Genomic DNA, 22720 nt, shown 5'->3' with positions numbered 1-22720 from the left:
TTTCCATTTATGATAAACGTTGATAAAAAGGCCTAGGAACCCTTCTCATCAACGATGTTCATCTTTTCTCTTTTAGGATATCCTATGTTAGCCATGCTTATAGGTGACAACTCTTTACAGCAAGGCCAATGTCCTCCTGCTGCTTTTTATCAAGTAATATAAGATTTTTTAAGTCATTATGGATTTTTGCAGAAGCTTGTCTTATACTAGGAAAAGAGTGCACTAGCAAGGAGGGATTCATTGTGAATCAGTTTGAAAAGGACGTACAAAGTAAACGGAATGATTTTAATGACTCCGTGGTTGCCTTTATAGCATCCTTTGTATTCTTTTCGTTAATTTTCATCGTTGCTACAGTAGTGGATGTTGCTAGTAAATTTTAATCAGCATTACATTAGAAAAACTTGGCTTACCGCCAAGTCCAAATGGCGGAAGTCATAGTTTTTCTTATAACTTTGATCCGTTAACAAAGTTAAACATTTCCTATAGTAAAACAAAACCTTGTTACAAGAAACAAGGTTTTGTTCAATTTATTCACACGATACTTCTAATGGATGGCTGAGTGCTTGTTCTATCTCAAGAAGGCGGTCGTTTTGTAAAGTCACTCGGACAGCACCTTGTGTATCCGTACGAAACACGTTTAATCCAAATTCTTCTAATGTTTCCAGCGTTTCTTTATGAGGATGCCCAAATTGATTACACCTGCCAGCAGAAATAAATGCCATTTTACTTTGTAATTGGTTAATAAAAGGTTCGGTTGTCGACGTATTACTGCCGTGATGTCCAATTTTTAGTATATCCGCTTGAAGTTTGGGGTATTTTTTTAACAAAGCCTGCTCTCCTTCCTTTTCTAAATCACCTGTAAATAACCAAGTAACTCCACCAATAACAGCCCTTATTACGATGGACCGTTCATTTCCTGTCTCTTCATTTCCTTCGGGCAGCAGCACTTGAAACTGAGCCTTTCCCTCTTTCCAATAGTTTCCATTTTTTACAAATTTTATAGGGATACGCTTATGTTGCACAAATGTTAAAAAATCTAATTCCTCTTGGTTAAAATCACTGCCTTTTCCATACAAAATTTGTCGTACTTTTAATTCTTCAGATGCTGCAAACGCTCCGCCATAATGATCGATGTGGCTATGGGTTATAATCATCTTATCGAGAGTACTTATACCTTTCGATTTTAAATAGGGGACAACTATACTTTCTCCAGGATCATATGGTTTATCACTTTTTTCCCAATCTTTTTTAGGAAATTGAAGCGTACCGCCTGCATCAATTAAGTACACCCCTTTTCTGTAAGGCAGTTCAATTAAAATACTATCACCTTGTCCAACATCCAGAATGGTCACATATCCATTTTTATAAACGTAAGGGTAAAAGCATTGCATACATAATACGATAATTACTATCAAAGCCGGCCATAACACTTTCTTATGAAACCCTAATGTATCTAGCTCATAAAACATCCAGAATAAAGAAAGAGAAAGACAGCTCAATATAAAGATTGAAGGTTTTCCAAAAATAATCTGTAATCCATTCCAAGAGCTGACTGCTAGTAAAAATTGGTGAGCCAAATGGACTGTAAATTCTAAAGGAATGGATATATAAGTGGTATAAGACGGGAGAAAAATAGAGCTTGCAAAAATAAGGAAATTAGAAGGTAAAACAATAAACGAAATAAAGGGAACAAAAAAGAAGTTTAGCACAAAACTCAATAAAGAAAATTCATGAAAATGAAATAATATTACTGGTAATGCAGCCGTTTGTGCCACAAAAGTTACAATCAAACTCATAAAGAACGTATTTGTTTTTTTAATAATAGACGCTGATAAAAGCAGTGCTCCACTTACTATAAAAGATAATTGAAATCCAATATGTAATAAATAGTATGGATTCAAAAAAATATAACCGATTACTAAATAAACAAGCAGATCGATGGCTTTACCCCGCTGGTTGACTTTTTTTAATAAAATAAAGAGCATTACCATAGAAGCTGCTCTTATTACGGAAGGAGAAGCACCAGCTGCAATGATATAAACAGGGAGAAATAAAAGTAAAAGGGATTCTGTCATTTGTTTAGATACGCCCATCCGAAGAAATCCATAATACAAAACACCTGAAATCAGTCCGACATGCAAACCTGAAACTGCAAGCAAATGAATGAGGCCAAGTTTCTGATATGCTTGTTCTATGTTGGGGTCTAACATGTGACGATCCCCAAAAATTAAGGCGCCTGCAATTCCTCTTAAATCCGAAGGAAAATAATCATTTATCCATTGAAGCCCTGAATGACGCCACTTTTTCATTAAATAAATAGGATTAAAAACAGGTTTTCCACAGGTTATATCGGATAGAGTTGTTTCAAATAACCAGTGAATTCGCTTCGTTTTTAGATACTGAGAATAGTCAAAAGCTTGAAAATTAACAGAGGGGATGGGAGAGACAAGTTTTCCTTTTGCTGAGCAGTTTATACCAGGAGAGATTGTACGAAGCAAACGAATGTCTGAATGCTGATGAAGAGCAACACGGACAAGAAGATTCTCTTTTTTATTTACTTTTAAATGAAGTTGAGCTCGATTTCCATTGCGATACGGCCCATCTGTTACCATTCCATTTACAACTATTTCGTCACCTATCAGCGTAGAGACATTTGAAAGAACAACGCTTTCCGTTCTTAGAAAAATAAATATACTTAACATCCCTAACATTGTTATCACTTTCATGTTTAACAGTCTTACGTATAATATCAATACGAATACCGCAAACACAAGAGCCCCTGCTGAAAATTCGGTTAATGAGAGGCTTGCTGCAGCGATTGGACCTGCTAAAAGCATTATTTTATTTTTTACCAAGGCATCACTTCCGACCAAATTCATTACAAGTAAGAGGACGGGAGAAGACGAAACATGTTCATCCCGTCATTTGTTCAAATTATGGTTTCTCATTATTTTTGACTGTTTTGAAGAGCCTGCTCAATGTCAGCTATTATATCTTCTGCATGTTCAATACCAACAGAAAGCCGGATTAATTCAGGATATACTCCTGCCGACGCTTGAGCCTCTTCTGTCAACTGCTGATGAGTTGTGCTTGCAGGATGTATCACTAAAGACTTCGCGTCTCCAACGTTTGCTACATGAGAATGTAAACGGCATGCATTAATAAAGGCTTTTCCTTCCTTGGTACCGCCTTTGATCCCAAAAGTCAATATAGCTCCTTTTCCATGAGGAAGATACTTTTGTGCTTTGTTATATGTTCGGTGTGATGGAAGTCCCGGATAATTTACCCAATCTACAAGTGGATGACTTTCTAAATACTCAGCTACCTTTACAGCATTTTCACAATGCCTTTCCATACGCAGATGCAGAGTCTCTAATCCTTGAAGTAACAAAAACGAATTCATTGGAGCGATCGCTGGTCCCAGATCTCTTAATAACTGAACTCTCGCTTTAATAATATAAGCAAGTTCACCGACAGCTTCGGTATAAACAACTCCATGGTAACTTGGATCAGGTTCTGTAAGCGATGGGAACTTCCCATTATTCCAATTAAATTTACCGGCATCTACAATTACTCCACCAATGGAAGTACCATGACCGCCGATAAACTTTGTAGCTGAGTGTACAACAATATCTGCACCATATTCAATTGGCCGGCACAATGCAGGTGTAACCAAGGTAGCGTCGACCATAAGTGGAAGATCATTTGTATGTGCTACGTTTGCGATTTCTTCAATATCGAAAACATCGCCATTTGGGTTTCCTATCATTTCTCCAAATATAAGTTTTGTTTTTTTATTTATTTTGTCCTTAAAAGCCTCTGGTTTTCTCCCATCTACTAAGTGAACCTTTATTCCTAATTTAGGAAACGTATGTACAAACAAATTATAGGTGCCTCCATATAAACCACTTGAAGCTATAATCTCATCTCCTGTTTCACATATGTTTAATATGGCAAGATGAATAGCAGAACTTCCGCTAGCAGTTGCTAAAGCACCAACACCTCCATCTAGATCAGCCATTCGTTTTTCAAATACGTCTTGAGTAGGGTTCATAATTCTTGTATAAATATTTCCAAATTCTGATAAAGAAAACAAATTCGCAGCGTGGTCTGTATCTTTAAATCCATAAGAAGTTGTTTGATAAATCGGGACAGCTCTGGCTTGTGTTGCAGGATCTATCTCTTGGCCGCCGTGAACGGCTAATGTTTCTAATTTCCATTGTTTTTCTGACATCTTTCTCTCCTCCTTGATTTACACTTTCTCCTTTACATTATCAAAAAATTCATATATTTAAAACTATTTTATTTGCTAATTTCATCTATTCAATTGTTGCTTCTTCCATTAATTGTTCCACTGACTTTTCTCCTATTCCCGATACATTCGTTAAATCTTCTATCTCCTTAAACTCTCCATATTCTTCCCGGTAAGAAATAATAGCTTCTGCTTTGGTCGGGCCAATTCCTGTCAGGAACTCTAATTCACTGGCATCAGCATAGTTTATTCGAACCTTATCACTTTTTTCCGCAGACTGTATGTTTGTTGTGCTTGTTTCTCCTTGGACCGGTACGTAAATAACCATTTCGTCATATATACGTTCTGCAAAATTAACATTAGTCGAATCGCCTTGTTCCGTTAATCCTCCGGCAGCATCAATAGCATCAATCACTCGGCTATTTTCTTTCAATTCATAAACTCCTGGGTGTTGAACCTGCCCTTTTACATCAACGAGAACAATTATTTCATCTAAAGTGCTTTTTTGAATGGCTTCTTTAGAATCAGTCTCCACGTCTTCTGCAAATTCTTGAAAAAAATCCTCATTCTCTGCACTGCTGTTCTTTATCCCTGTTTCTTGTTTTGGCACAGAGATATAAATGATAAACATTAAGGATGATAAAACAATAAAACCTGTAAAAATAACTGCTGGATTTTTCCAACACATGATTCTTTCTCCTTTCATGATTTGTTTATTTGACATCATTTATTGGATTTTTGCATAAAGTGAATGGGGAGATCATTTTATGAACGGAGAACCCAGGGAGGGAGTCAAATTTGAAAAACATAGGAATAGTTGGGATCGGAAATATGGGCGGGATGCTGACAGAGGTAATGATAGAGCGTGGAGGCATACCGGAAAAAAATATGTTCATTTTTAACCGCTCGTTAGAAAAAAGTCTTCATTTTGAAAGAAGCTTTCCTGATCTAAATATAGCAAATAATTTACCAGAATTATTACAACACACAGATGTTGTTTTCGTATGTGTAAGACCAGCTCAATACAAAGACATCCTTAGTGAATTAAAAAAACATTTAACGTATGATCACATCTTAGCTACTATTACCAGCCCCGTTCTGCTTGAAGACCTTGAGTATCTTCCGGCTAGAAGAGTTGTAAGAACTGTACCAAGCATAGTAAATAAAACGGGTAAAGGACCGTTATTGTTAACTTTTGGAGAAAACTGGACAACAGCAGAGAAAAATTCTTTTCAAGATTGGTTAAGTACGTTTTCTCAGCCAATTTCAATTTCTGATGACATTTTACGTGTTTCAAGTGATATTGTAAGCTGCGGGCCTGCATTTATCAGCTTTTTAATCGAACGATTTATTTATTCGGCTGTTGCTGAAACGGAGATTACATTAGACGACGCAGAAAAACTTGCAGAAAAGATGATGATATCTTATGGATATTTGCTGCAGCAAGGCCACTACGATCTCAGAAGCCTAAGAGAAAAAGTAAACGTTCCAGGCGGAATTACAGGGGAAGGCTTAAAAGTTTTGGATAAACACAGTGAAGGAATGTTCGAAGAAGTATTTCAACGAACGCATCAAAAATTTAGAGAAGATAAACAAGAGATGCAGAAAACACTTAAAAATTTTAAATAAACCTTAGTTAAAAAAGACGGAATTACCGTCTTTTTTATTTATTCTACTCTTTTATCTCGTTATTGTAAAACCTTTTTTGCTATAAAAAAAACTCTGTCGCTATTTTCTTGAGGCAAATCAAACGAAAAATCTGAATGTATTCCTTTTATTTCAAATTGGGCTGTTTTTAATAAATACTCATATTTATTAATAGAAAATGTTCGCTGCCTATGATATTCATCATACCGTTCGTATAACGAATCATTCCGCTCGATAAAAAAAGTAAGTTCATGCTCCACTTCCCCAATGTTTTCAGTAGGAAAAGCATTCCATATAAAAGATACGTCTTCAGCTGTATCTGCAAACGATACGCCGTGGAGTACCTTTTCTATATAGTGTAAAGAGTGAACATCAAAAATAAGCAGGCCATTATTATTTAAATGACGATAAAAAGATTGAAAAGCTGATTGCACGTCCGTTTCTTTTGTGAGGTAATTTAACGAATCACAAAGCACTAAAATGACATCAAAGCTCTCTGGTATATTTAAATTTCTCATATCTTGACAAAACAGCACTGGATGAAACCCTTCACTATTTAATTTATATTTTGCTGCCGCGAGCATTTCTTCAGAAAGGTCGGTGCCGGATGCTATATAGCCTTTTTTTAACAATTTGCTCAATATTGTGCCGGTACCGCAGCCTACATCCAATATTGCTGGTGAAGTTGATGCTTCTTGATCAAATACTTTCTGCAGCCAATCATCCCATTTTTCATAAGGCGTTTCTTCCATTAAACGATCATAAACACTTGCAAAACTGCTGTAAGCTTTCATATATTAAGACAAAACTGTGTCAAGTTCGACATGAGAGGCATCGCCCCATAATTTTTCAAGATTATAGTAATGCCGTTCATCCTTATGAAAAATATGGACAATAACATCTCCTAAGTCTATTAAAATCCATTTCGCTTCATCAAAGCCTTCTAGCCGTTTTACCTCCTGCTCCTCTTCTTGAGCTTTCTTTTTTATTTCCCGGGCAATGGCCTGTACCTGTTTATAAGAATTCCCATGAGCTATCAAGAAATAATCAGCAATAAGAGAAATACCCCTCATGTCAAGAGCTGCTATGTGCTCCGCTTTTTTTTCATCTGCAGCTCTTGCTGCAAGCTCTAATAAAGCTTCTCCTTGCATTATTTTCATCATCCTCCTATATTGGATTGATTTTTTATTTTTTCAATCATGTCATTATAAGCATAAAGAGTTTGAGGAAATACACGCTGATTTTTTTTCATAAGAAATACAATAGTATTGCGAAGAGCCATAACAATAGCATGATCAATGTTTTTTTCAGCAGTTTTTCTTACTTCATCCACTCCAGGAAAAATTCGATTCGGTTCTATATAATCTGCCAAAAAAAGAATTTTTTCGAGTGTATTCATCTTTGCTTTCCCTGTAGTATGCCAAAAAATAGCGGATAATATCTCTTCATCCTCGATTCCAATTTCTTTATTTACTAAGAAAGCACCTGCTGGAGCATGCAATAATTCGTCTCCATAGTTAATAAAATTCTTATCCCATTCTTGTTTGCGTATGATACCTCTCATTTCCTCTTTAGAACGAAATTTTGCATAGTCGTGGAATATCGCAGCCAACTCCGCTTGCTTTCTATCAATACCTGTTTTATCAGCAAGCTCTACTGCTTTTTCTGTTACACCTAATGTATGAATATAACGATGTTCAGTTAAATGTGGTTTTACTTTATCTAATGCTTTATTTTTATCCATAGAGATTTCTCTCCTCAATATATTCCCATACTTCCTCTGGTACGTAATAACGAATGCTTTTACCTTGATAACGTCTTTCTCTAATTAACGTTGAAGAAAGTTCCATTTGAGGTACTTTTATATGCATTATACTAGCATTTTTATTTTGCGGAGTCTCATAACCAGGGCGTTGTGCAACGACAAAGGTGACCATCCTCTTTAGTTCATCGATACTCTTCCAATTTTCTAGTTGTTCTGCCATATCACCGCCGATAATAAAATAAAACTCCGTATCTTCTGTCATTTCTTTTAAAGTTTTTACCGTTTCGACTGTATATGAAGGTCCTTTTCTTTCTAATTCAATGGCCGAAACTTGAAAGCATTTATTGCCTTTAATTGCTTTATTCGTCATTTCAAACCTTTCATAAGGATCAGCCATTTTTTCTCTTGTTTTATGCGGCGGGGTGTGAACTGGAATAAACCACACTTCATCCAGCCGCAATGCGGTAAGAGCTTCTTGAGCAATAATGAGATGAGCAGTATGAGGAGGGTCAAATGTGCCGCCTAAGAGGCCTATTTTAGTCTTCATTTTACTACTCCTTCTATTATGGTAATTCTATTTTTTTATTTTCCACAGATTCTTTATATAAAACTATCGTATTCCCAATAATTTGCACCACTTCGGCGTCAGCACCACCAGAAAGTTCATTGGCTATAGAATCTTTATCTTCTGCGCAATTTTGAAGGATATTTATTTTTATTAACTCTCTAGCCTCTAATACGTCCTCTGTTTGTTTAATTAAATTTTCATTTACTCCTGCTTTCCCTACTTGAAAAACCGGTTTCAATGAGTGTGCTTTGCTTCGTAAATAACGTTTCTGTTTTCCAGTTAACATTTTATTTCCTCCTAAGCTGTTCAAGTACAACCTCAGACATACGTTCTATATCAGGCCAAATACCAGTCCATAATTCAAAAGCAACAGCTCCTTGACCAACAAACATGCCAACTCCGTTCAACGTATCAGCACCTTGGCCTTCCGCTTCTTTTAACCAAGTTGTTTTTAATGGATTGTATATTAAGTCACTGCATAAACATCCTTGCTTTAATACATCTGTTTTCCAAGGGATGGTGTTTACATGTGGAGACATTCCCATTGAAGTTGTGTTTATAATTAGATCATACTCTCCCGTTTTAATTTCTGCTTTTTCTTTTTCTAGAATTTCGATTTCATGGCCTAGATTTTTGCGTATATTTTCTGCTTTTGAAATGGTCCTATTAGTTATAGCTAAACTCTGTACTCCATATTTGTAAAGAGAAGTTACAACGGCACGGCTAGCTCCTCCTGCACCAATAACGAGTATATTATAATCATGTAATCCTTTGCCTGTTTTGGTAAGAAGGGACTGAACGTAGCCTTTACCATCAGTATTATACCCAATCCATCTGCCTTTCTTATTGACAACGGTATTAACTGCTCCTATGATTTGGGCTTCTTCATCAATTTCATCTAAATATGACATTATTTCTACTTTATGGGGCACTGTTACATTAAAACCTGAGATACCAAGAGCTCTCATACCCTCTACCGCTTCCTTGAGATCTCTGGGGTCAACATCGAATGCATGATAAAAATAAGGAAGCCCCTGTTTTTCAAATTGATCGTTATGCATTGCCGGAGACATAGAATGTCCAACAGGATGTCCTAACAATCCAAAAAGTTTTTCTGCTTTTAATACGTTATTCCCCATTAAATAACCGCCTCTCTTAACGATACTCCAACTCCTTTAGGAGCATATACTTCTATTTCTGCTTTAGGTTCTATGACAGTAATCCAGCCTAATCCAGATATAACTATATCTGTTTTCCCTTTTTTTACAGTAAATGAATGTTTTACAAACGCCGGCATATCCTTTAATGATTCTTTTCCAGGAGGATTTAAAAACTCACCGGCATGCTCTCTATAAATCTGACCCGCTTTTTCCTGTTTTGTCCGATGAATAAGCAGATCATTAGCAAAATAAGCTACAAATGAATTTGGGCTACCTTGTGAAAAATCTATTCTTGCTAAACCTGCAATTAATAAAGTCTGTTTTTCATTTAATTGATAAATCCTCGGTTTTATTTCTTTTGCAGGCATTAATTGCTTCAATTCTTTATTCGTAACATAATGAGCCATTTGTTTATTGTTTATGATTCCTGGTGTATCATATAGTCTGCTTCCATCATCTAGAGGTAAATCGATCATATCTAAAGTAGTTCCTGGAAAATAGGAAGTGGTGATTAATTGTTCATCATCTCCTCCGAATTCTTGAATCAAGCTATTTATAAAGGTTGATTTTCCAACATTTGTACAGCCTGTAATATAAACATCTTTGCCCTCACGCAGGTCATCCATCAGCGAAGCTGCTTCTTTTATACCACTGTTTTTTTCTGCACTAATAAATAGAACCTCTTTTGCTCTTAGACCATGTTCTTTCGCCGTTCTCTTGATCCAATCTTTTAATTTGTTTTTATTTACCGATTTTGGAAGTAAATCCGTTTTATTAACGAGCAGCAATACATCATTTTTTCCAATATAACGTTGAAAACCTGGAATCCAACTGCCTTCAAAATCAAATACATCCACTATTTTAACAATAAGGGCATCTCTTTTCCCAAGCTCATGCAACTTGTTTGTAAAGTCCTTGCTTTCAAGAGGAATATCTTGTACTTCATTATAATGCTTTAACCGAAAACAACGTTGACATATAATAGTGTTTCGTTTAAGTGCAGATGATGGTACGTATCCGGTTTTTGCTGGGTCTGCTGTTTGAATATCCGCTCCACAGCCTGCACATATTAGCGTATCTTCTTCATTCAATTTGATTCCTCCCATTGTATAAGCCCTTTTTCTTTTAATCTTTTAAGCACTCTTCTTTCCACTTTTCGATTTATTTTAGTAAAAGCACCGTCTGATTCAGCTACAGGTACAACGAGAATAGTATAAAATCCTGCCCGATTGCCTCCAAACACGTCCGTCATCACTTGATCTCCTATGACGACCACTTCACTCTTTTTTAATCCCATTTGTTTACAGGCTTTTCTAAATGCCCTGCCCATAGGTTTTTTAGCGGAATGGATAAATTTAATACCAGTTGGTTCTGAAAAAGTACTCACTCTTGCTTTATTATTATTAGATACGATAGTAACTTGAAATCCCTGCTGCTTTACAAAGTACATCCAGTCGAGCAGTTCGGGAGTCGCTTCTGGACGATCCCATTCCACTAAAGTATTATCTAAATCAGTAATAATTCCTTTTATTTTCCGTTCGTGGAGATCTTCAAGGTTTAAGTCAAAAACAGAAGGTATATATTCATTTGGCATAAAATACTTCAGCACAATGGACACCCTTTATATCTTTATTCCGTACAGATACTGCTAAACTGAAAGTATATCGTTAAAATCATATTTTTTCAAACGATGGAAGATTTTCTTTTTTATACAAGTGAATGGAATATAACTAAAACTTTTCGACATTTTCTTCCGCCCCAAAACCTGTGGATAACTTTCTCAACATTCAAAACCCCTAAGCGACTACCTATATAGATCTAAGCTCGAACCTTATAAACAGTTTATCCACCATTGACTGTGGACAAACGAACGGTTGTTCTCTCTACTTTGAAATGATAAACTGAATTTACATTCAATTGGAAATGTTTGTTTAATGAAATGAGAGATTTGGAAACGAAATGGAAAGTTAACGTTTTGTCCGGAAAATAGTAAATTGGTTAAGGAGGTGCTCAGTCTTTTTATGAGGCAACTATCGGATGAGTTGTTAATTGAAGCTTATGAAAAAGCCATTGGTTTAGATTTAAATAAAGATTTTATTTATCTAATAGAGGAAGAAATGAAAAGACGTTCATTATTAGAACAAATAAAGCACCAAATATCTATTTCGCGATAGATCATTCATCCCGTTAGGTTAACTGACGTTTCCAATCATTATAGATACAAACCTTTAGTATTACTTGTTTTCCTGTATTATGAAAACAAGCCTTTCCGACTTTTAACCGGAAAGGCTTTTTATTTTTACGTATTCTCTCGGTTCAAACACGTCTCTTTCGATTTCTTCATCATTAGATAATGGCAGAAGATCAGGTCTTGAATAGAATTTTTCAAGCCGTTTTTGTTCAACATAATCATTAGCAAGAGCCCCCCCTGCTATAAACAAAATAAAAATAAATAAAAAAATGAATGTATTTCTTATTGTCATAACCTTTCTCTTCCTTTTTCGTTTTTGTTGCTTAGTGTTGGCTTTCGACAAATTATTTATTCAACAAATTTTCTAAATTCGTTTTTCTTCCTATATATAAGATCATTGTATTGCCTGAAAAATCAGGTTTTTAAAGATGCACACCATTTTAATATGAGTTATAATGTGAAAAGAATTTGTGCGAGAATACGACAAGGAGGTTCTATATGTTAACTGCTTTACATTTTGCAATTATTGCCCCATTCATTGCGGCTGTATTCGTTCCATTTCTTTATAAAAAATTCTCTTATATACATACTGGTTGGTTTGTGTTAGCAGTACCTACACTGTTATTTCTTTATTTTCTGCAATATTTACCGATTACAGCAAACAAACAAACAGTTACTGCCGTTGCGGATTGGGTTCCATCACTAGGTATCCATTTTACTGCACACGTAGACGGCCTGGGACTATTATTTGCTCTTTTAATTACGGGAATTGGAATGCTCGTTGTTTTATATTCCATCTATTACCTTTCTAAAGAAAAAGAAGCATTGTACAACTTTTACACTTTTTTATTAATGTTTATGGGGGCGATGTTAGGAGTTGTATTATCAGACAATTTGATTGTTCTTTACACCTTTTGGGAAATTACAAGCTTATCGTCCTTTTTACTTATCTCTTATTGGTATGAAAGAGAAAAATCGCGCTATGGCGCCTTAAAATCTATGCTCATAACCGTAATGGGCGGTTTTGCTATGCTTGTTGGATTTGTTATGTTGTACAGCATGACGGGTACGTTCAGCATTCAGGAAATCATCGCTTCTGCTAACGATATCACCTCTCATAACTTATTTATTCCAGCAATGCTTGTAATATTGTTAGGGGCATTCACTAAATCGGCCCAGTTTCCATTTCATATATGGCTTCCCGATGCAATGGAAGCACCTACACCTGTTAGTGCTTATTTGCACTCTGCTACGATGGTAAAAGCAGGAATTTATTTAGTTGCACGTCTAAGTCCTGTTTTTGCAATTAGTGGAGAATGGCTGTGGCTGGTAGCAGGTTTTGGGTTAACGACCCTGTTTTGGGGCTCATTTTCTGCTGTTAGGCAAACGGATTTAAAAGGAATTCTCGCTTTTTCTACTGTTAGTCAGCTAGGAATGATTCTGTCTATGTTAGGGGTAGGTGCAGCCGCTATTCATTTCGACAGTATGGAAGATAATTTATATGTCGGAGCAACTACTGCAGCTCTTTTTCATTTAATTAACCACGCCACGTTTAAAGGCAGTCTTTTTATGATGGTTGGTATTGTGGATCATGAAACCGGGACAAGAGACATACGACGTTTAGGCGGGCTTATGACAGTCATGCCGATTACATTTACTATTGCAGTAATCGGCAGCTTTTCCATGGCCGGACTCCCTCCGTTTAATGGATTTTTAAGTAAAGAAATGTTTTTCACAGCTATGGTGGATATTACGTCTTTTCATTTATTCAACATTGATAATATAGGCATTGTATTTCCAGTTGTTGCCTGGATAGCAAGCATATTCACATTTATTTATAGTATGATGCTTGTTTTCAAAACATTTACTGGCAAGATGCAGCCAGAAAAGCTTGATACAAAGCCGCATGAAGCACCTTTTGGGATGTTGTTATCCCCTATTGTGTTAATTTCATTGGTGATTGTTTTCGGCTTCTTCCCAAATATTTTATCCTATTCCGTTATAGAACCTGCTATGGCGTCTATCCTTCCGTCCTTATTAGGAGAAGGAGAGCAATTCTATGTAGACATATATTTCTGGCACGGCTGGACCATTGAATTGTTTATGACTATGGGAGTAATCGGCATTGGTACACTTCTTTATTTAAGCTTAAGAAAATGGGTAGCAATGTACCAAGTTTTTCCCGATTCACTTACATTAAATCATGTTTACGACCAAACGGTTGTTGGTGTGGAAAGAATGTCCAGTCGTTTAACAGGCTCTTATATGACCGGTTTTATACGAGACTACTTACTCTATATTTTTTCATTTTTTGCTGCTGCGCTCGTTTTCGTTTTGTTTAACAAAAACGCATTTTCAATACAAGCAGATTTAGCTCCAATCAGCGTATATGAAGTTATATTAGCCATCGTGCTTGTAAGTACAGCTTTTGTTGTTATGTTTACGAAATCCCGTTTAAAAGCAATTATCGGTTTAGGGGTTTTAGGGTATACAATTGCACTGTTTTTCGTTATTTTCCGTGCGCCGGACCTTGCTTTAACTCAGCTGATCATTGAAACAGTGTCAGTAGCATTGTTCTTGCTTTGTTTTTATCATCTGCCTCATATTTCAAAAGAATTGGAAAAAGTTCGTTTTCGTCTAGGAAACCTTATCATCTCAATAGCTGTGGGTGTAACAGTCACACTAATCGGTATAACGGCCAATAGCAGCCGGTTGTTTGAATCGATTTCCGGCTTTTTTCCGGAAGCCAGTTATGATGAAGCAGGCGGGAAGAATATGGTTAATGTCATTCTTGTGGATTTTCGAGGTTTTGATACGCTGCTTGAAATTTTAGTACTTGGAATAGCAGCTATCGGTATTTATACGATGATTAAATTACGATTAGCGGGGAGGAATGAGTTGTGAAATCTAACGACGTTATCTTACAAACAACAACAAAAGTAGTGTTATTTATTATCCTCGCTTTTTCAGTGTTTATATTTTTTAACGGACACCATGAACCAGGCGGCGGCTTTATAGGCGGGTTGATGACTGCATCGGCCATCGTTTTATTAATGCTTGCTTACGATTTGGAGATGGTAAAAAGAATACTTCCATTTGACTTCAAAGTCGTTACAGCTGCTGGCCTTCTTGTAGCTATTGGGACAGGTTTAGGATCGTTTCTATTCGGTGTTCCTTTTTTGTCCCAAACGTTTGACTATTTTACTTTCCCAGTGTTGGGGGAGCTTGAACTTGCTACCGCTTTATTATTCGATATTGGTGTCTACCTTGTAGTAGTTGGCGTAACCCTCACTATTATTCAAACAATAGGAGAGGATCAATAATGGAAATCTTAATGTCAATTCTAGCCGGCATTTTGTTTATGGCCGGTACATATATGGTATTATCGAAAAACATGATTCGCATTATTATCGGAACAGCCATTATCAGTCATGGAGCGCATGTTCTCCTTTTAACAATGGCCGGTCTAAAAACAGGGGCGCCTCCTCTTCTTGGCCTAAAAGCTTCTACTTATACGGACCCGCTACCTCAAGCATTGATTTTAACGGCCATTGTAATAAGCTTTGGTGTAACATCTTTTTTTATTGTTCTTGGTTACAGAGCTTATAAGGAAACAGGAACAGATGACACCGAAAAATTGAGAGGAACTGATTCGTATGACTAATTTAGTTATTTTGCCAATATTAATCCCTTTACTAACGGGAGTAATTCTTTTATTTATTCCAAAAAACATACCATTTCAAAAAATATTGAGTCTTATATCTGGACTGTCATTAATAAGCGTCAATATTTTCCTGATATTAAATATTTTAAACAACGGTATACAAACTCTTGAACTAGGCGGCTGGCAGCCTCCGTTTGGCATTGTTTTGGTCGGAGACATGCTGGCTGTATTGTTGGTTACTACCACCTCTACTGTAAGCTTAGCAGTGCTTCTTTTTTCTTTTTACTCTATTGGTGCAGAAAGGGAAAAGTTTTACTACTATCCTTTTTATCAATTTCTAATTACGGGTGTAATCGGTGCCTTTTTAACAGGCGACATATTTAACTTGTTTGTATTTTTTGAAGTTATGCTGATTGCATCTTATATTCTAATTGTCCATGGCGGCACAAAAGTACAACTAAGAGAATCCTTTAAATATGTACTTGTTAATATCATTTCATCGGCGCTTTTTGTTATTGGAGTAGCTTATCTTTATGCAGTGACCGGCACCTTAAACATGGCTCATTTATCAGAAAGAATAGGGAGCCTTGAAACAGGAGCACCTATTCTCACTGTTATTGCCGTATTATTTTTAATTGTGTTCGGTTTAAAAGGGGCCTTGTTCCCTTTATATTTTTGGCTCCCTGCTTCATATGCTGCACCCCCTTCAGCAATCGCTGCAATATTTGGTGCACTGCTGACAAAAGTAGGGATATACTCTATTTTTAGAACATATTCCATTGTTTTTATACATGACACAGGTTATACACACCAAATCCTTGCCGTATTAGCAGCTATAACTATGCTCGCTGGAGTAATCGGTGCCATTGCTCATCAAGATGTTAAAAAAATTCTTGTTTACAACGTCATTGTGGCGGTTGGATTTGTTTTATTTGGGGTAGCTACCCTAACCGAAGCAGGGTTCATGGGAGCGATTTATTACCTTATCCATGATATGGTTATTAAAGGGGCCTTATTTCTAATGATAGGTGCCATGGTCGTCGTTGCAGGGACAAGTCACCTAAAAGAAATGAGTGGTTTAATCAAACATCATCCGAAGCTAGGCTGGATGTTTTTCACAGCTACGATGGCACTAGTTGGTGTACCTCCTTTGAGCGGATTTATTGGAAAGCTATTATTGGTGCAAGGCGGGGTGGATTCAGGTCAGTATTGGATTGTAGCAGTAATGATGTTAACAAGCTTACTCGTTATGTATTCAATGATCCGTATATTTTTAAATGGATTTTATGGAAAGATTATATTAAAAGAAGCAGACCAGTATGGTACTACAAAAGGTTTACTGTTTCCTTGTGCTATCTTAGTTGCGGTATCTGTCTTTCTTGGATTAGGTGCTCAGGCTTTATATCCTTTGGTTGCCACAGCAGCAGAGACTTTATTGCAGCCTGAAATTTATATTGATGCCGTGTTAAAGGAGTAATGAAAAATGTCATTTCAACTAATTATTAACCTTATTATTGCGGTTATCTGGATGTTCTTGAATAATGCGTGGACAGTGTCAGGATTAGTCAGCGGCTATGTGATCGGGTTAGGTATACTATTTTTATTACGTAATTTCTTCCCGTCAAGATTTTATTTTATTGGCGTTATGGCCATCTTGAAATTGATAGTCATCTTTTTAAAAGAACTTATTCTTTCGAGTGTTGAAGTAATGGGACAAATTATGCAGCCGAAATTAAATATACAACCCGGTATTTTTGCAATGGACATTAAGCTTAAAAAAGAATGGGAAGTTACCGTGTTATCATGTCTTATTACTTTAACGCCAGGTACACTCGTAGTCGATGTCTCTCCTGACAACAAAACTTTATATATACACGCTATGCATTTACCTGATGTAGAAAAAGCCAAAAGCGACATTAAAAATACGTTTGAAAAAGCAATTCAGGGGGTGAGCCGGTAATGATGAATTTACTGCTTCACATTTCTGCTGTTATTATCGCTGTTTCGATATTAATAGCCTTGTACCGGGTCGCTAAAGGTCCTTCTATGCCTGATCGTGTTATTGCTCTAGATATGATAGGCATTAATTTAATAAGCTTGGTAGCCGTTGTTTCGCTTATTTTAGAAACGACAGCATTTTTCGAAGTTATGCTTCTGCTTGGTATTTTAGCATTTATTGGTACGGTTGCATTCTCCAAATTTATAGAAAAGGGTGTTGTCATTGAGCGTAAACGAGATTAGCGGCTTGATTATTGGCATTATCGTATTTTTAGGTTCAGTATTAAGCTTGATTAGTGCGATCGGCTTAGTGCGTCTCCCTGACATTTATACTAGATCACACGCTGCTACAAAATCTGCAACATTAAGTGTGTTATGTATCTTATTTGGTTTATTTCTTTTTTTCACAGTAATAAAAGATTACGTTAGCGCTCGTATTTTGCTTGGTATCGTATTTGTCTTTATTACCGCCCCTGTGGGAGGTCATTTAATATCACGTGCTGCTTATCATTCGGGAGTTTCGTTATGGGAATCAAGTATACATGACGAGTTAAATGGAAAGAAGGACAAACAGCACACTTCTTCCTGATTTCCACAATCATTAGTGCTGACTTAGAAGTCTCATTTCATCGATTTAACTTACTTCTAGTTGTCGATTTACGGCATCAAAATGGATGATTTTGTAAAACACTTTCATATCAAGGGGTTTGAAATGTTTCATTTTTGGATAAAATAATGCCAAACCACCATCGATTTTGCTTAAATTCCCCGTCAATACTTGACATATCAAGGATTTCATGAGTAAATTTGTATTGTACAGGCTCTATATTATTAGGAATGAAAGGGAGTTTTTTTCATGAACAAGACAGATTTAATTAACGCTGTAGCAGAACAAGCAGACATTTCAAAAAAAGATGCTTCAAAAGCAGTTGATGCTGTATTCGACAGCATTACCGACACTTTGAAAAAAGGTGACAAAATTCAACTTGTTGGCTTTGGAAGTTTTGAAGTTCGTGAGCGTGCAGCTCGTAAAGGGCGCAATCCGCAAACAGGAGAAGAAATTAAAATTCCTGCAACAAAAAATCCTGCCTTCCGTCCAGGAAAACAGCTTAAGGATGCTGTAAACTAATAAAAAATTGAGCTTTTTGCTTTCAATTGTTAAAAAAAGTAGAAAGTATTAACGAAGAAGCTTTTCCTTAACAATGGAAAAGCTTCTTTTTCATTTTCTACTTTAGGAATGTTTAACTTTGTTAAAGAATCAAAGTATAAGCAAAACTATGACTTCCGCCATTTGGAATTGGCGGAAAGCCAAGTTTTTCTAATCTAATTATTAAAGTTTCTAAATGAAAGGTGGTTGCCATCGGTTAAACCTTGTTTCTGCTGTTTATAAAACTCTTGAAATAACTTAAGAAGTGCTCTTTTCTCAATTCTAGAAACATAGCTTCGAGAGATACCGAGCTCTTTTGCTATTTCCCGCTGCGTTTTTTCTTTTTCTTTCTCTAGCCCAAATCGGTATATAATAACTTCTTTTTCACGTTCATCTAATACATTCATAAAACCATATACTTGCTTTTTTTCCATTTTCAGCTGAATAAGGTCAGCTATATCCGGGCCATCCTCTTGAAGAACATCCAACAAGGAGATTTCATTTCCTTCTTTATCGCTTCCAATCGGATCATACAGTGATATATCCTTCTTCACTTTCTTTAATGCTCTTAGATGCATAAGTATCTCGTTTTCAACGCACCTTGCTGCATATGTTGCAAGTTTGGTTCCTTTTTCAGGAGAGTAACTCTCAATTCCTTTAATTAATCCTATGGTTCCAATAGATATTAAATCTTCCGTATCCTCACGAGTGTTTTCAAATTTTTTTACAATGTGTGCGACTAATCTCAAATTATGTTCAATTAATAAATTTCTTGAGGCTTGATCACCTTGCTGCATTCGTTCAAGATGTTTTTTTTCTTCTTCTTTAGACAAAGGCTGCGGAAAAGCATTATTTTTTACGTAGGAGACAAAAAGAGCGAGCTCTTTAATCAAATAAATGGCGGCAGTCAATATGCCTGACACAACCAAACCCGCCTCCTTCCACTGCACATTCTCTAATCATTATATGCGGAAGGTTTATTTAATTGTTTGTCCATTTTGAATTCTTAAAAAAATATCATTTGTGTTTCATATTTTCTTTCCATTGTTTCCTGACCATATCATCAACCAACTCTTTTTCTTTTGGTTTTAAAGGTCTTCCCAATTCTTTTTCAAATTTTTTTTTAAGGGATAAAAAATATGTAGTACTTTGTCCCAAATGGACCCCCTCCACTATTTCCTTTTATTTCTTTATTATATATATATTATCTTATCATATTTAATTTTACTTAAAAATGTATTCCATAAGCTTTAATTTTTTGTGCTTTTATGTTATTTCCTATATACTTTCACTATAGTAGAATTATTTAATTTTTATTCAGGTGTGTTAGACATGAAAATTACTGTAACTCAACTAGCAGTACAGTAAAATGGTTTCAAGAAGAAATGGAAGCCAGAAACGGGGATTATATTCGTTTTTTTGCAAGATACGGAGGGCACTCTTCTATTCAGCCAGGTTTCTCATTAGGTGCTGATCCCGGCCAAAAAGCAGCGGCTTCAGTTGAATATGATGGTATCGTGTTTTTTATTGATGAAAAAGATAGATAATTGGTATATTATAGATTATCACTTACCCGTAAAATACAGCAGAAAATATAACGAAATTGAATATGAGTATGTTAAAAATAAAAAAACTTTGTTTGCCGCCATCTCAAATTAGACTAAACCTTTAGCAAAGTTTTCCTAAAGTATAAAAAAGAGCTGCCTGCTTTATTTTGTTTACAGGCAGCTTCAAGTGGAGAGAGAGAGATGCCAACAAAGAAAATGTACAGTCGGCAAAGACTTCCTTCATCTTTAGTATATGTATTTCTAATTATTATATCATTGATTTTGTAAGGTAATCTGACTTTTAAGTTTCAAGGAAATGAAAACGTTTGAGTTTTTTTCTTATTTTTACTATACTGATTTCACATATTCACCATCCATATTTCTACAGATTTTCATTTTATTCGCTATTGTAGCATGTATGAATAATTAAATATAGCAATAATAAGGGTGATAATTTTACTTAAAAGGGGGAGTTGTTTTTGACCGTCAATAAACGACCAATTACAGCTGAGGATCTAAAAAAAATTAATATAGTCAAAGAACCGCATATTGCCGCAGATGGGGAAAAATATGTTTTTATTCAAACAATAGTCGGTGAAGATTTGGAATACTATTCACATTTGTTTGTTCATAACCTTGCCGATGACCTGCCAGTTCAGTGGACTTTTGGAAAAGTGAGAGATCACTCTCCCCGTTGGTCTCCTGATGGTTCGGAGCTAGCTTTTGTTTCAAATCGTTCAGGTACAAACCAAATATGGATGATGTCTGCAGCAGGAGGAGAACCTCGTCAAATTACTGAATTAAAAAACGGAGCTGCGGAACCTATTTGGTCGCCTGATGGACGATTTTTGCTTTTCTCCACACCATTAGCAGCAAATGAAATGCTGGCTTCAGAAAGTGACGAAGAACATAACAGTAACGAACAAAACAAACCGGTAAAAGTTGAAAAACTTAAATACAAATCGGATGAAAAAGGATTTCATAAAGAAAAGCGAACGCAGCTAGTGTTATATGATATAAAAAAAGAACACATGGAAGTTCTGACAGATGGTGATTTTGACCACCACTCGGCTGATTGGTCACCAGACAGCCGCCAAATTGTTTTCAGCGCTAACCGAGATGAAAACGAAGACCGTTCCAATACGTTAGATCTTTTTATTATTGACACGGAAACAAAAGACATCGTGAAACTAACTAATTCTACAGGTGTCTTTTCCATGGCAAAATGGTCCAATACTGGCAAAAAGATTGCCTGTTTCGGCCATGAATTAGAGTACAAAGGTGCTACACTAAATCAAGTATGGATAATAGATCCTTTATCAAAAGAACGAACGTGTATGACGTTGAAGTGGGATGTTCAAATTGGCGATGCCTCTATAGGAGATATTCGTTCAAGTCACTCTAATCCAGGACCAATGTGGTCGAGTGATGAAAAGCACATATTTTTCACAGCAAGTGATCATGGAAATACTGGTCTCTACCAAATGGATATGCAAGGTGAAATCACGTCCATACACGAAGAAGAGAACCACTTATTCGGATGTTCCTATCATGCTGACCTGGACCTATTTATTGTTGGAATTAGTGACCCCTCTAATCCTGGGGATTTATTCAAAATAATGCGTAAAGAAAAAGGAAAAGTACGATTAACTGATATTAATTCATCGTTTTTAAAAGAAATTCATCTTTCCATACCAGAACCTATTTTGGCAAAGGCCGAGGATGGCTGGGAAATACATGGCTGGATAATGAGACCGGCTAATTTTGAAGAAGGACAACGTTATCCAATGATACTTGAAATTCATGGCGGACCGCATGCCATGTATGCGAATACGTTTTTTCATGAATTTCAGCTCCTAGCAGCTAATGGATACGTTGTACTTTATACCAATCCTCGGGGAAGCCACGGTTATGGGCAAACTTTTGTAAACGCTTGCCGTCATGATTATGGCGGGAAAGATTACCATGATTTGATAAGCGCTGTAGATCATGTTCTAGAACATTATGACTTTATTGATGAAGACCGTTTAGGTGTTACAGGAGGCAGCTACGGCGGATTTATGACTAACTGGATTGTCGGTCATACGAACCGTTTTAAAGCTGCTGTAACCCAAAGATCTATATCTAATTGGACCAGTTTTTATGGTGTAAGTGATATTGGCTACTTTTTTACTGAGTGGGAACTTGGCGCAAATGTTTTTGACGATCCTGAAAAGCTATGGCATCACTCTCCAATTAAATATGCCCAAGATATAAACACGCCTTTACTTATCATGCACGGAGAAAAAGATTATCGTTGTCCAATAGAACAAGGTGAACAACTTTTTATAACGTTAAAATATCTCCAAAAACCTGTTGTGTTTTTACGCTTCCCTGAAGCTAATCATGAGTTAAGTCGAAGCGGCCCTCCATCTCTGCGTTTAGAACGCCTAAACCATATGGTAGAATGGTTTCAAGAACATCTTCATTCTTAAATACCATTGTTGTTCTCACAATGGGTCGGTTATGAGCAAAGAAAGAAGCCAGAAGTCTCACCTCTGGCTTCTTATTTTGTCTCTTTTCTCTCTGTTGAGGATGAATTTTTCGATTTTTCTTTTTTCTTCATTTCCTTTTCTTCTATTTTTAAGTCTTCTAATGGTACTGGATCTTCATGGATTGTGGGAGGTGTGTCCTTTGTCGTCTTAATTGATTTATTCTTATTTTGCCTTTTAGACTCAGGCATTAAAAATCCTCCTTCATTAGCTTCTTATTACTGTATATACCACGATGATAAAATGAACA

28 protein-coding genes are annotated in these 22720 nt (G+C 36.2%); 13 read left to right on the top strand and 15 right to left on the bottom strand.

The window, feature by feature from the left end:
* The first annotated feature begins 242 nt into the window (after positions 1–242).
* Entirely contained in the window at positions 243–380 is a 138-nt protein-coding gene (locus CEF16_RS01635) for a YqzM family protein (protein WP_091587136.1), read from the top strand.
* A 147-nt stretch (positions 381–527) separates the two neighbouring features.
* Here CEF16_RS01635 and CEF16_RS01630 read toward each other — a convergent pair whose 3' ends face one another.
* From CEF16_RS01630 to CEF16_RS01620, 3 genes are all read right to left on the bottom strand, one after another.
* Positions 528–2855 (bottom strand): DNA internalization-related competence protein ComEC/Rec2, encoded by a 2328-nt coding sequence (locus CEF16_RS01630; protein WP_170031486.1) that lies wholly within the window; start codon positions 2853–2855, stop codon positions 528–530.
* A gap of 92 nt (positions 2856–2947) precedes the next feature.
* Entirely contained in the window at positions 2948–4234 is a 1287-nt protein-coding gene (locus CEF16_RS01625) for a homocysteine synthase (protein ID WP_091587134.1), read from the bottom strand.
* 85 nt (positions 4235–4319) lie between these two features.
* Positions 4320–4940, bottom strand: a complete 621-nt coding sequence (locus CEF16_RS01620; RefSeq protein WP_170031483.1) for a helix-hairpin-helix domain-containing protein — start codon at positions 4938–4940, stop codon at positions 4320–4322.
* Positions 4941–5050: 110 nt separating this feature from the next.
* Here CEF16_RS01620 and comER point away from each other — a divergent pair, with 110 nt between their 5' ends.
* A complete protein-coding gene (gene comER, locus CEF16_RS01615; protein WP_091587132.1) occupies positions 5051–5881 on the top strand; it encodes a late competence protein ComER in 831 nt (276 codons plus the stop codon).
* Between the two features lie 59 nt (positions 5882–5940).
* On the opposite strand, the gene CEF16_RS01610 is transcribed toward comER, so the two are convergent.
* The 8 genes from CEF16_RS01610 to CEF16_RS01575 are packed head-to-tail and all read right to left on the bottom strand — an operon-like array spanning position 5941 to position 10998.
* Positions 5941–6693: a class I SAM-dependent DNA methyltransferase gene (locus tag CEF16_RS01610; RefSeq protein ID WP_091587131.1), complete on the bottom strand. Its 753-nt coding sequence runs from the start codon at positions 6691–6693 to the stop codon at positions 5941–5943.
* 3 nt (positions 6694–6696) lie between these two features.
* Positions 6697–7050, bottom strand: a complete 354-nt coding sequence (gene rsfS, locus CEF16_RS01605; RefSeq protein WP_091587218.1) for a ribosome silencing factor — start codon at positions 7048–7050, stop codon at positions 6697–6699.
* Positions 7051–7058: 8 nt separating this feature from the next.
* Positions 7059–7643 (bottom strand): bis(5'-nucleosyl)-tetraphosphatase (symmetrical) YqeK, encoded by a 585-nt coding sequence (gene yqeK, locus CEF16_RS01600; RefSeq protein ID WP_091587130.1) that lies wholly within the window; start codon positions 7641–7643, stop codon positions 7059–7061.
* On the bottom strand, positions 7636–8211 hold the full coding sequence (locus CEF16_RS01595) for a nicotinate-nucleotide adenylyltransferase (RefSeq protein WP_091587129.1): 576 nt from the start codon (positions 8209–8211) through the stop codon (positions 7636–7638). Before CEF16_RS01595 ends, yqeK begins: the two co-directional genes overlap by 8 nt.
* Positions 8212–8227: 16 nt before the next feature.
* Complete coding sequence (gene yhbY / locus CEF16_RS01590) at positions 8228–8518, bottom strand: ribosome assembly RNA-binding protein YhbY (protein WP_091587128.1); 291 nt, start codon at positions 8516–8518, stop codon at positions 8228–8230.
* 1 nt (position 8519) lies between these two features.
* On the bottom strand, positions 8520–9371 hold the full coding sequence (gene aroE, locus CEF16_RS01585) for a shikimate dehydrogenase (protein WP_091587127.1): 852 nt from the start codon (positions 9369–9371) through the stop codon (positions 8520–8522).
* Complete coding sequence (gene yqeH, locus CEF16_RS01580) at positions 9371–10498, bottom strand: ribosome biogenesis GTPase YqeH (protein WP_091587126.1); 1128 nt, start codon at positions 10496–10498, stop codon at positions 9371–9373. Before yqeH ends, aroE begins: the two co-directional genes overlap by 1 nt.
* Positions 10480–10998 (bottom strand): YqeG family HAD IIIA-type phosphatase, encoded by a 519-nt coding sequence (locus tag CEF16_RS01575; RefSeq protein WP_281259203.1) that lies wholly within the window; start codon positions 10996–10998, stop codon positions 10480–10482. Before CEF16_RS01575 ends, yqeH begins: the two co-directional genes overlap by 19 nt.
* 415 nt (positions 10999–11413) lie before the next feature.
* Between CEF16_RS01575 and sda the strand changes: the two genes are divergently transcribed.
* Positions 11414–11566: a sporulation histidine kinase inhibitor Sda gene (gene sda / locus CEF16_RS01570; RefSeq protein WP_091587125.1), complete on the top strand. Its 153-nt coding sequence runs from the start codon at positions 11414–11416 to the stop codon at positions 11564–11566.
* 102 nt (positions 11567–11668) lie between these two features.
* Here the strand turns inward: sda and CEF16_RS01565 are convergent, their stop codons facing one another.
* Positions 11669–11875, bottom strand: a complete 207-nt coding sequence (locus CEF16_RS01565; RefSeq protein WP_091587124.1) for a hypothetical protein — start codon at positions 11873–11875, stop codon at positions 11669–11671.
* Between the two features lie 206 nt (positions 11876–12081).
* Here CEF16_RS01565 and CEF16_RS01560 point away from each other — a divergent pair, with 206 nt between their 5' ends.
* The 8 genes from CEF16_RS01560 to CEF16_RS01525 all read left to right on the top strand — a co-directional run bounded on the left by CEF16_RS01560 (position 12082) and on the right by CEF16_RS01525 (position 18374).
* Positions 12082–14487, top strand: a complete 2406-nt coding sequence (locus CEF16_RS01560; protein ID WP_091587123.1) for a Na+/H+ antiporter subunit A — start codon at positions 12082–12084, stop codon at positions 14485–14487.
* On the top strand, positions 14484–14906 hold the full coding sequence (locus CEF16_RS01555) for a Na(+)/H(+) antiporter subunit B (RefSeq protein WP_091587122.1): 423 nt from the start codon (positions 14484–14486) through the stop codon (positions 14904–14906). The genes CEF16_RS01560 and CEF16_RS01555 overlap by 4 nt, the downstream gene beginning before the upstream one ends.
* Positions 14906–15247 (top strand): Na(+)/H(+) antiporter subunit C, encoded by a 342-nt coding sequence (locus CEF16_RS01550; RefSeq protein WP_091587121.1) that lies wholly within the window; start codon positions 14906–14908, stop codon positions 15245–15247. The genes CEF16_RS01555 and CEF16_RS01550 overlap by 1 nt, the downstream gene beginning before the upstream one ends.
* On the top strand, positions 15240–16724 hold the full coding sequence (locus tag CEF16_RS01545; RefSeq protein ID WP_091587120.1) for a Na+/H+ antiporter subunit D: 1485 nt from the start codon (positions 15240–15242) through the stop codon (positions 16722–16724). Before CEF16_RS01550 ends, CEF16_RS01545 begins: the two co-directional genes overlap by 8 nt.
* A 6-nt stretch (positions 16725–16730) precedes the next feature.
* Positions 16731–17207, top strand: coding sequence for a Na+/H+ antiporter subunit E (locus tag CEF16_RS01540; RefSeq protein WP_091587119.1), 477 nt, complete (start codon positions 16731–16733; stop codon positions 17205–17207).
* The gene (locus CEF16_RS01535; protein ID WP_091587118.1) at positions 17207–17488 is read left to right on the top strand and encodes a Na(+)/H(+) antiporter subunit F1; all 282 of its coding nucleotides are present in this window, start codon (positions 17207–17209) and stop codon (positions 17486–17488) included. Before CEF16_RS01540 ends, CEF16_RS01535 begins: the two co-directional genes overlap by 1 nt.
* Positions 17469–17834, top strand: a complete 366-nt coding sequence (mnhG, locus tag CEF16_RS01530) for a monovalent cation/H(+) antiporter subunit G (RefSeq protein WP_425427944.1) — start codon at positions 17469–17471, stop codon at positions 17832–17834. Before CEF16_RS01535 ends, mnhG begins: the two co-directional genes overlap by 20 nt.
* Positions 17835–18101: 267 nt before the next feature.
* Positions 18102–18374 carry an HU family DNA-binding protein gene (locus CEF16_RS01525; RefSeq protein ID WP_091587116.1) on the top strand — a complete coding sequence of 91 codons (273 nt, stop codon included), beginning with the start codon at positions 18102–18104 and terminating at the stop codon, positions 18372–18374.
* 194 nt (positions 18375–18568) lie between these two features.
* Here CEF16_RS01525 and sigK read toward each other — a convergent pair whose 3' ends face one another.
* Positions 18569–19315: an RNA polymerase sporulation sigma factor SigK gene (gene sigK / locus CEF16_RS01520; RefSeq protein ID WP_091587115.1), complete on the bottom strand. Its 747-nt coding sequence runs from the start codon at positions 19313–19315 to the stop codon at positions 18569–18571.
* 94 nt (positions 19316–19409) lie between these two features.
* Positions 19410–19550, bottom strand: a complete 141-nt coding sequence (locus CEF16_RS23515) for a hypothetical protein (protein WP_170031480.1) — start codon at positions 19548–19550, stop codon at positions 19410–19412.
* Between the two features lie 227 nt (positions 19551–19777).
* Between CEF16_RS23515 and CEF16_RS24190 the strand changes: the two genes are divergently transcribed.
* A complete protein-coding gene (locus tag CEF16_RS24190) occupies positions 19778–19939 on the top strand; it encodes a hypothetical protein (protein ID WP_245917734.1) in 162 nt (53 codons plus the stop codon).
* A 479-nt stretch (positions 19940–20418) separates the two neighbouring features.
* Positions 20419–22413, top strand: coding sequence for a S9 family peptidase (locus CEF16_RS01510; RefSeq protein WP_091587114.1), 1995 nt, complete (start codon positions 20419–20421; stop codon positions 22411–22413).
* 71 nt (positions 22414–22484) lie between these two features.
* Here CEF16_RS01510 and CEF16_RS23510 read toward each other — a convergent pair whose 3' ends face one another.
* Positions 22485–22661: a hypothetical protein gene (locus CEF16_RS23510; protein ID WP_170031478.1), complete on the bottom strand. Its 177-nt coding sequence runs from the start codon at positions 22659–22661 to the stop codon at positions 22485–22487.
* Between the last annotated feature and the right edge of the window lie 59 nt (positions 22662–22720).

Origin of the sequence: Alteribacillus bidgolensis, from assembly GCF_002886255.1 — a bacterium.
GTDB classification, from domain to species: domain Bacteria; phylum Bacillota; class Bacilli; order Bacillales; family Marinococcaceae; genus Alteribacillus; species Alteribacillus bidgolensis.
This window is presented reverse-complemented; position numbering and strand designations above follow the sequence as displayed.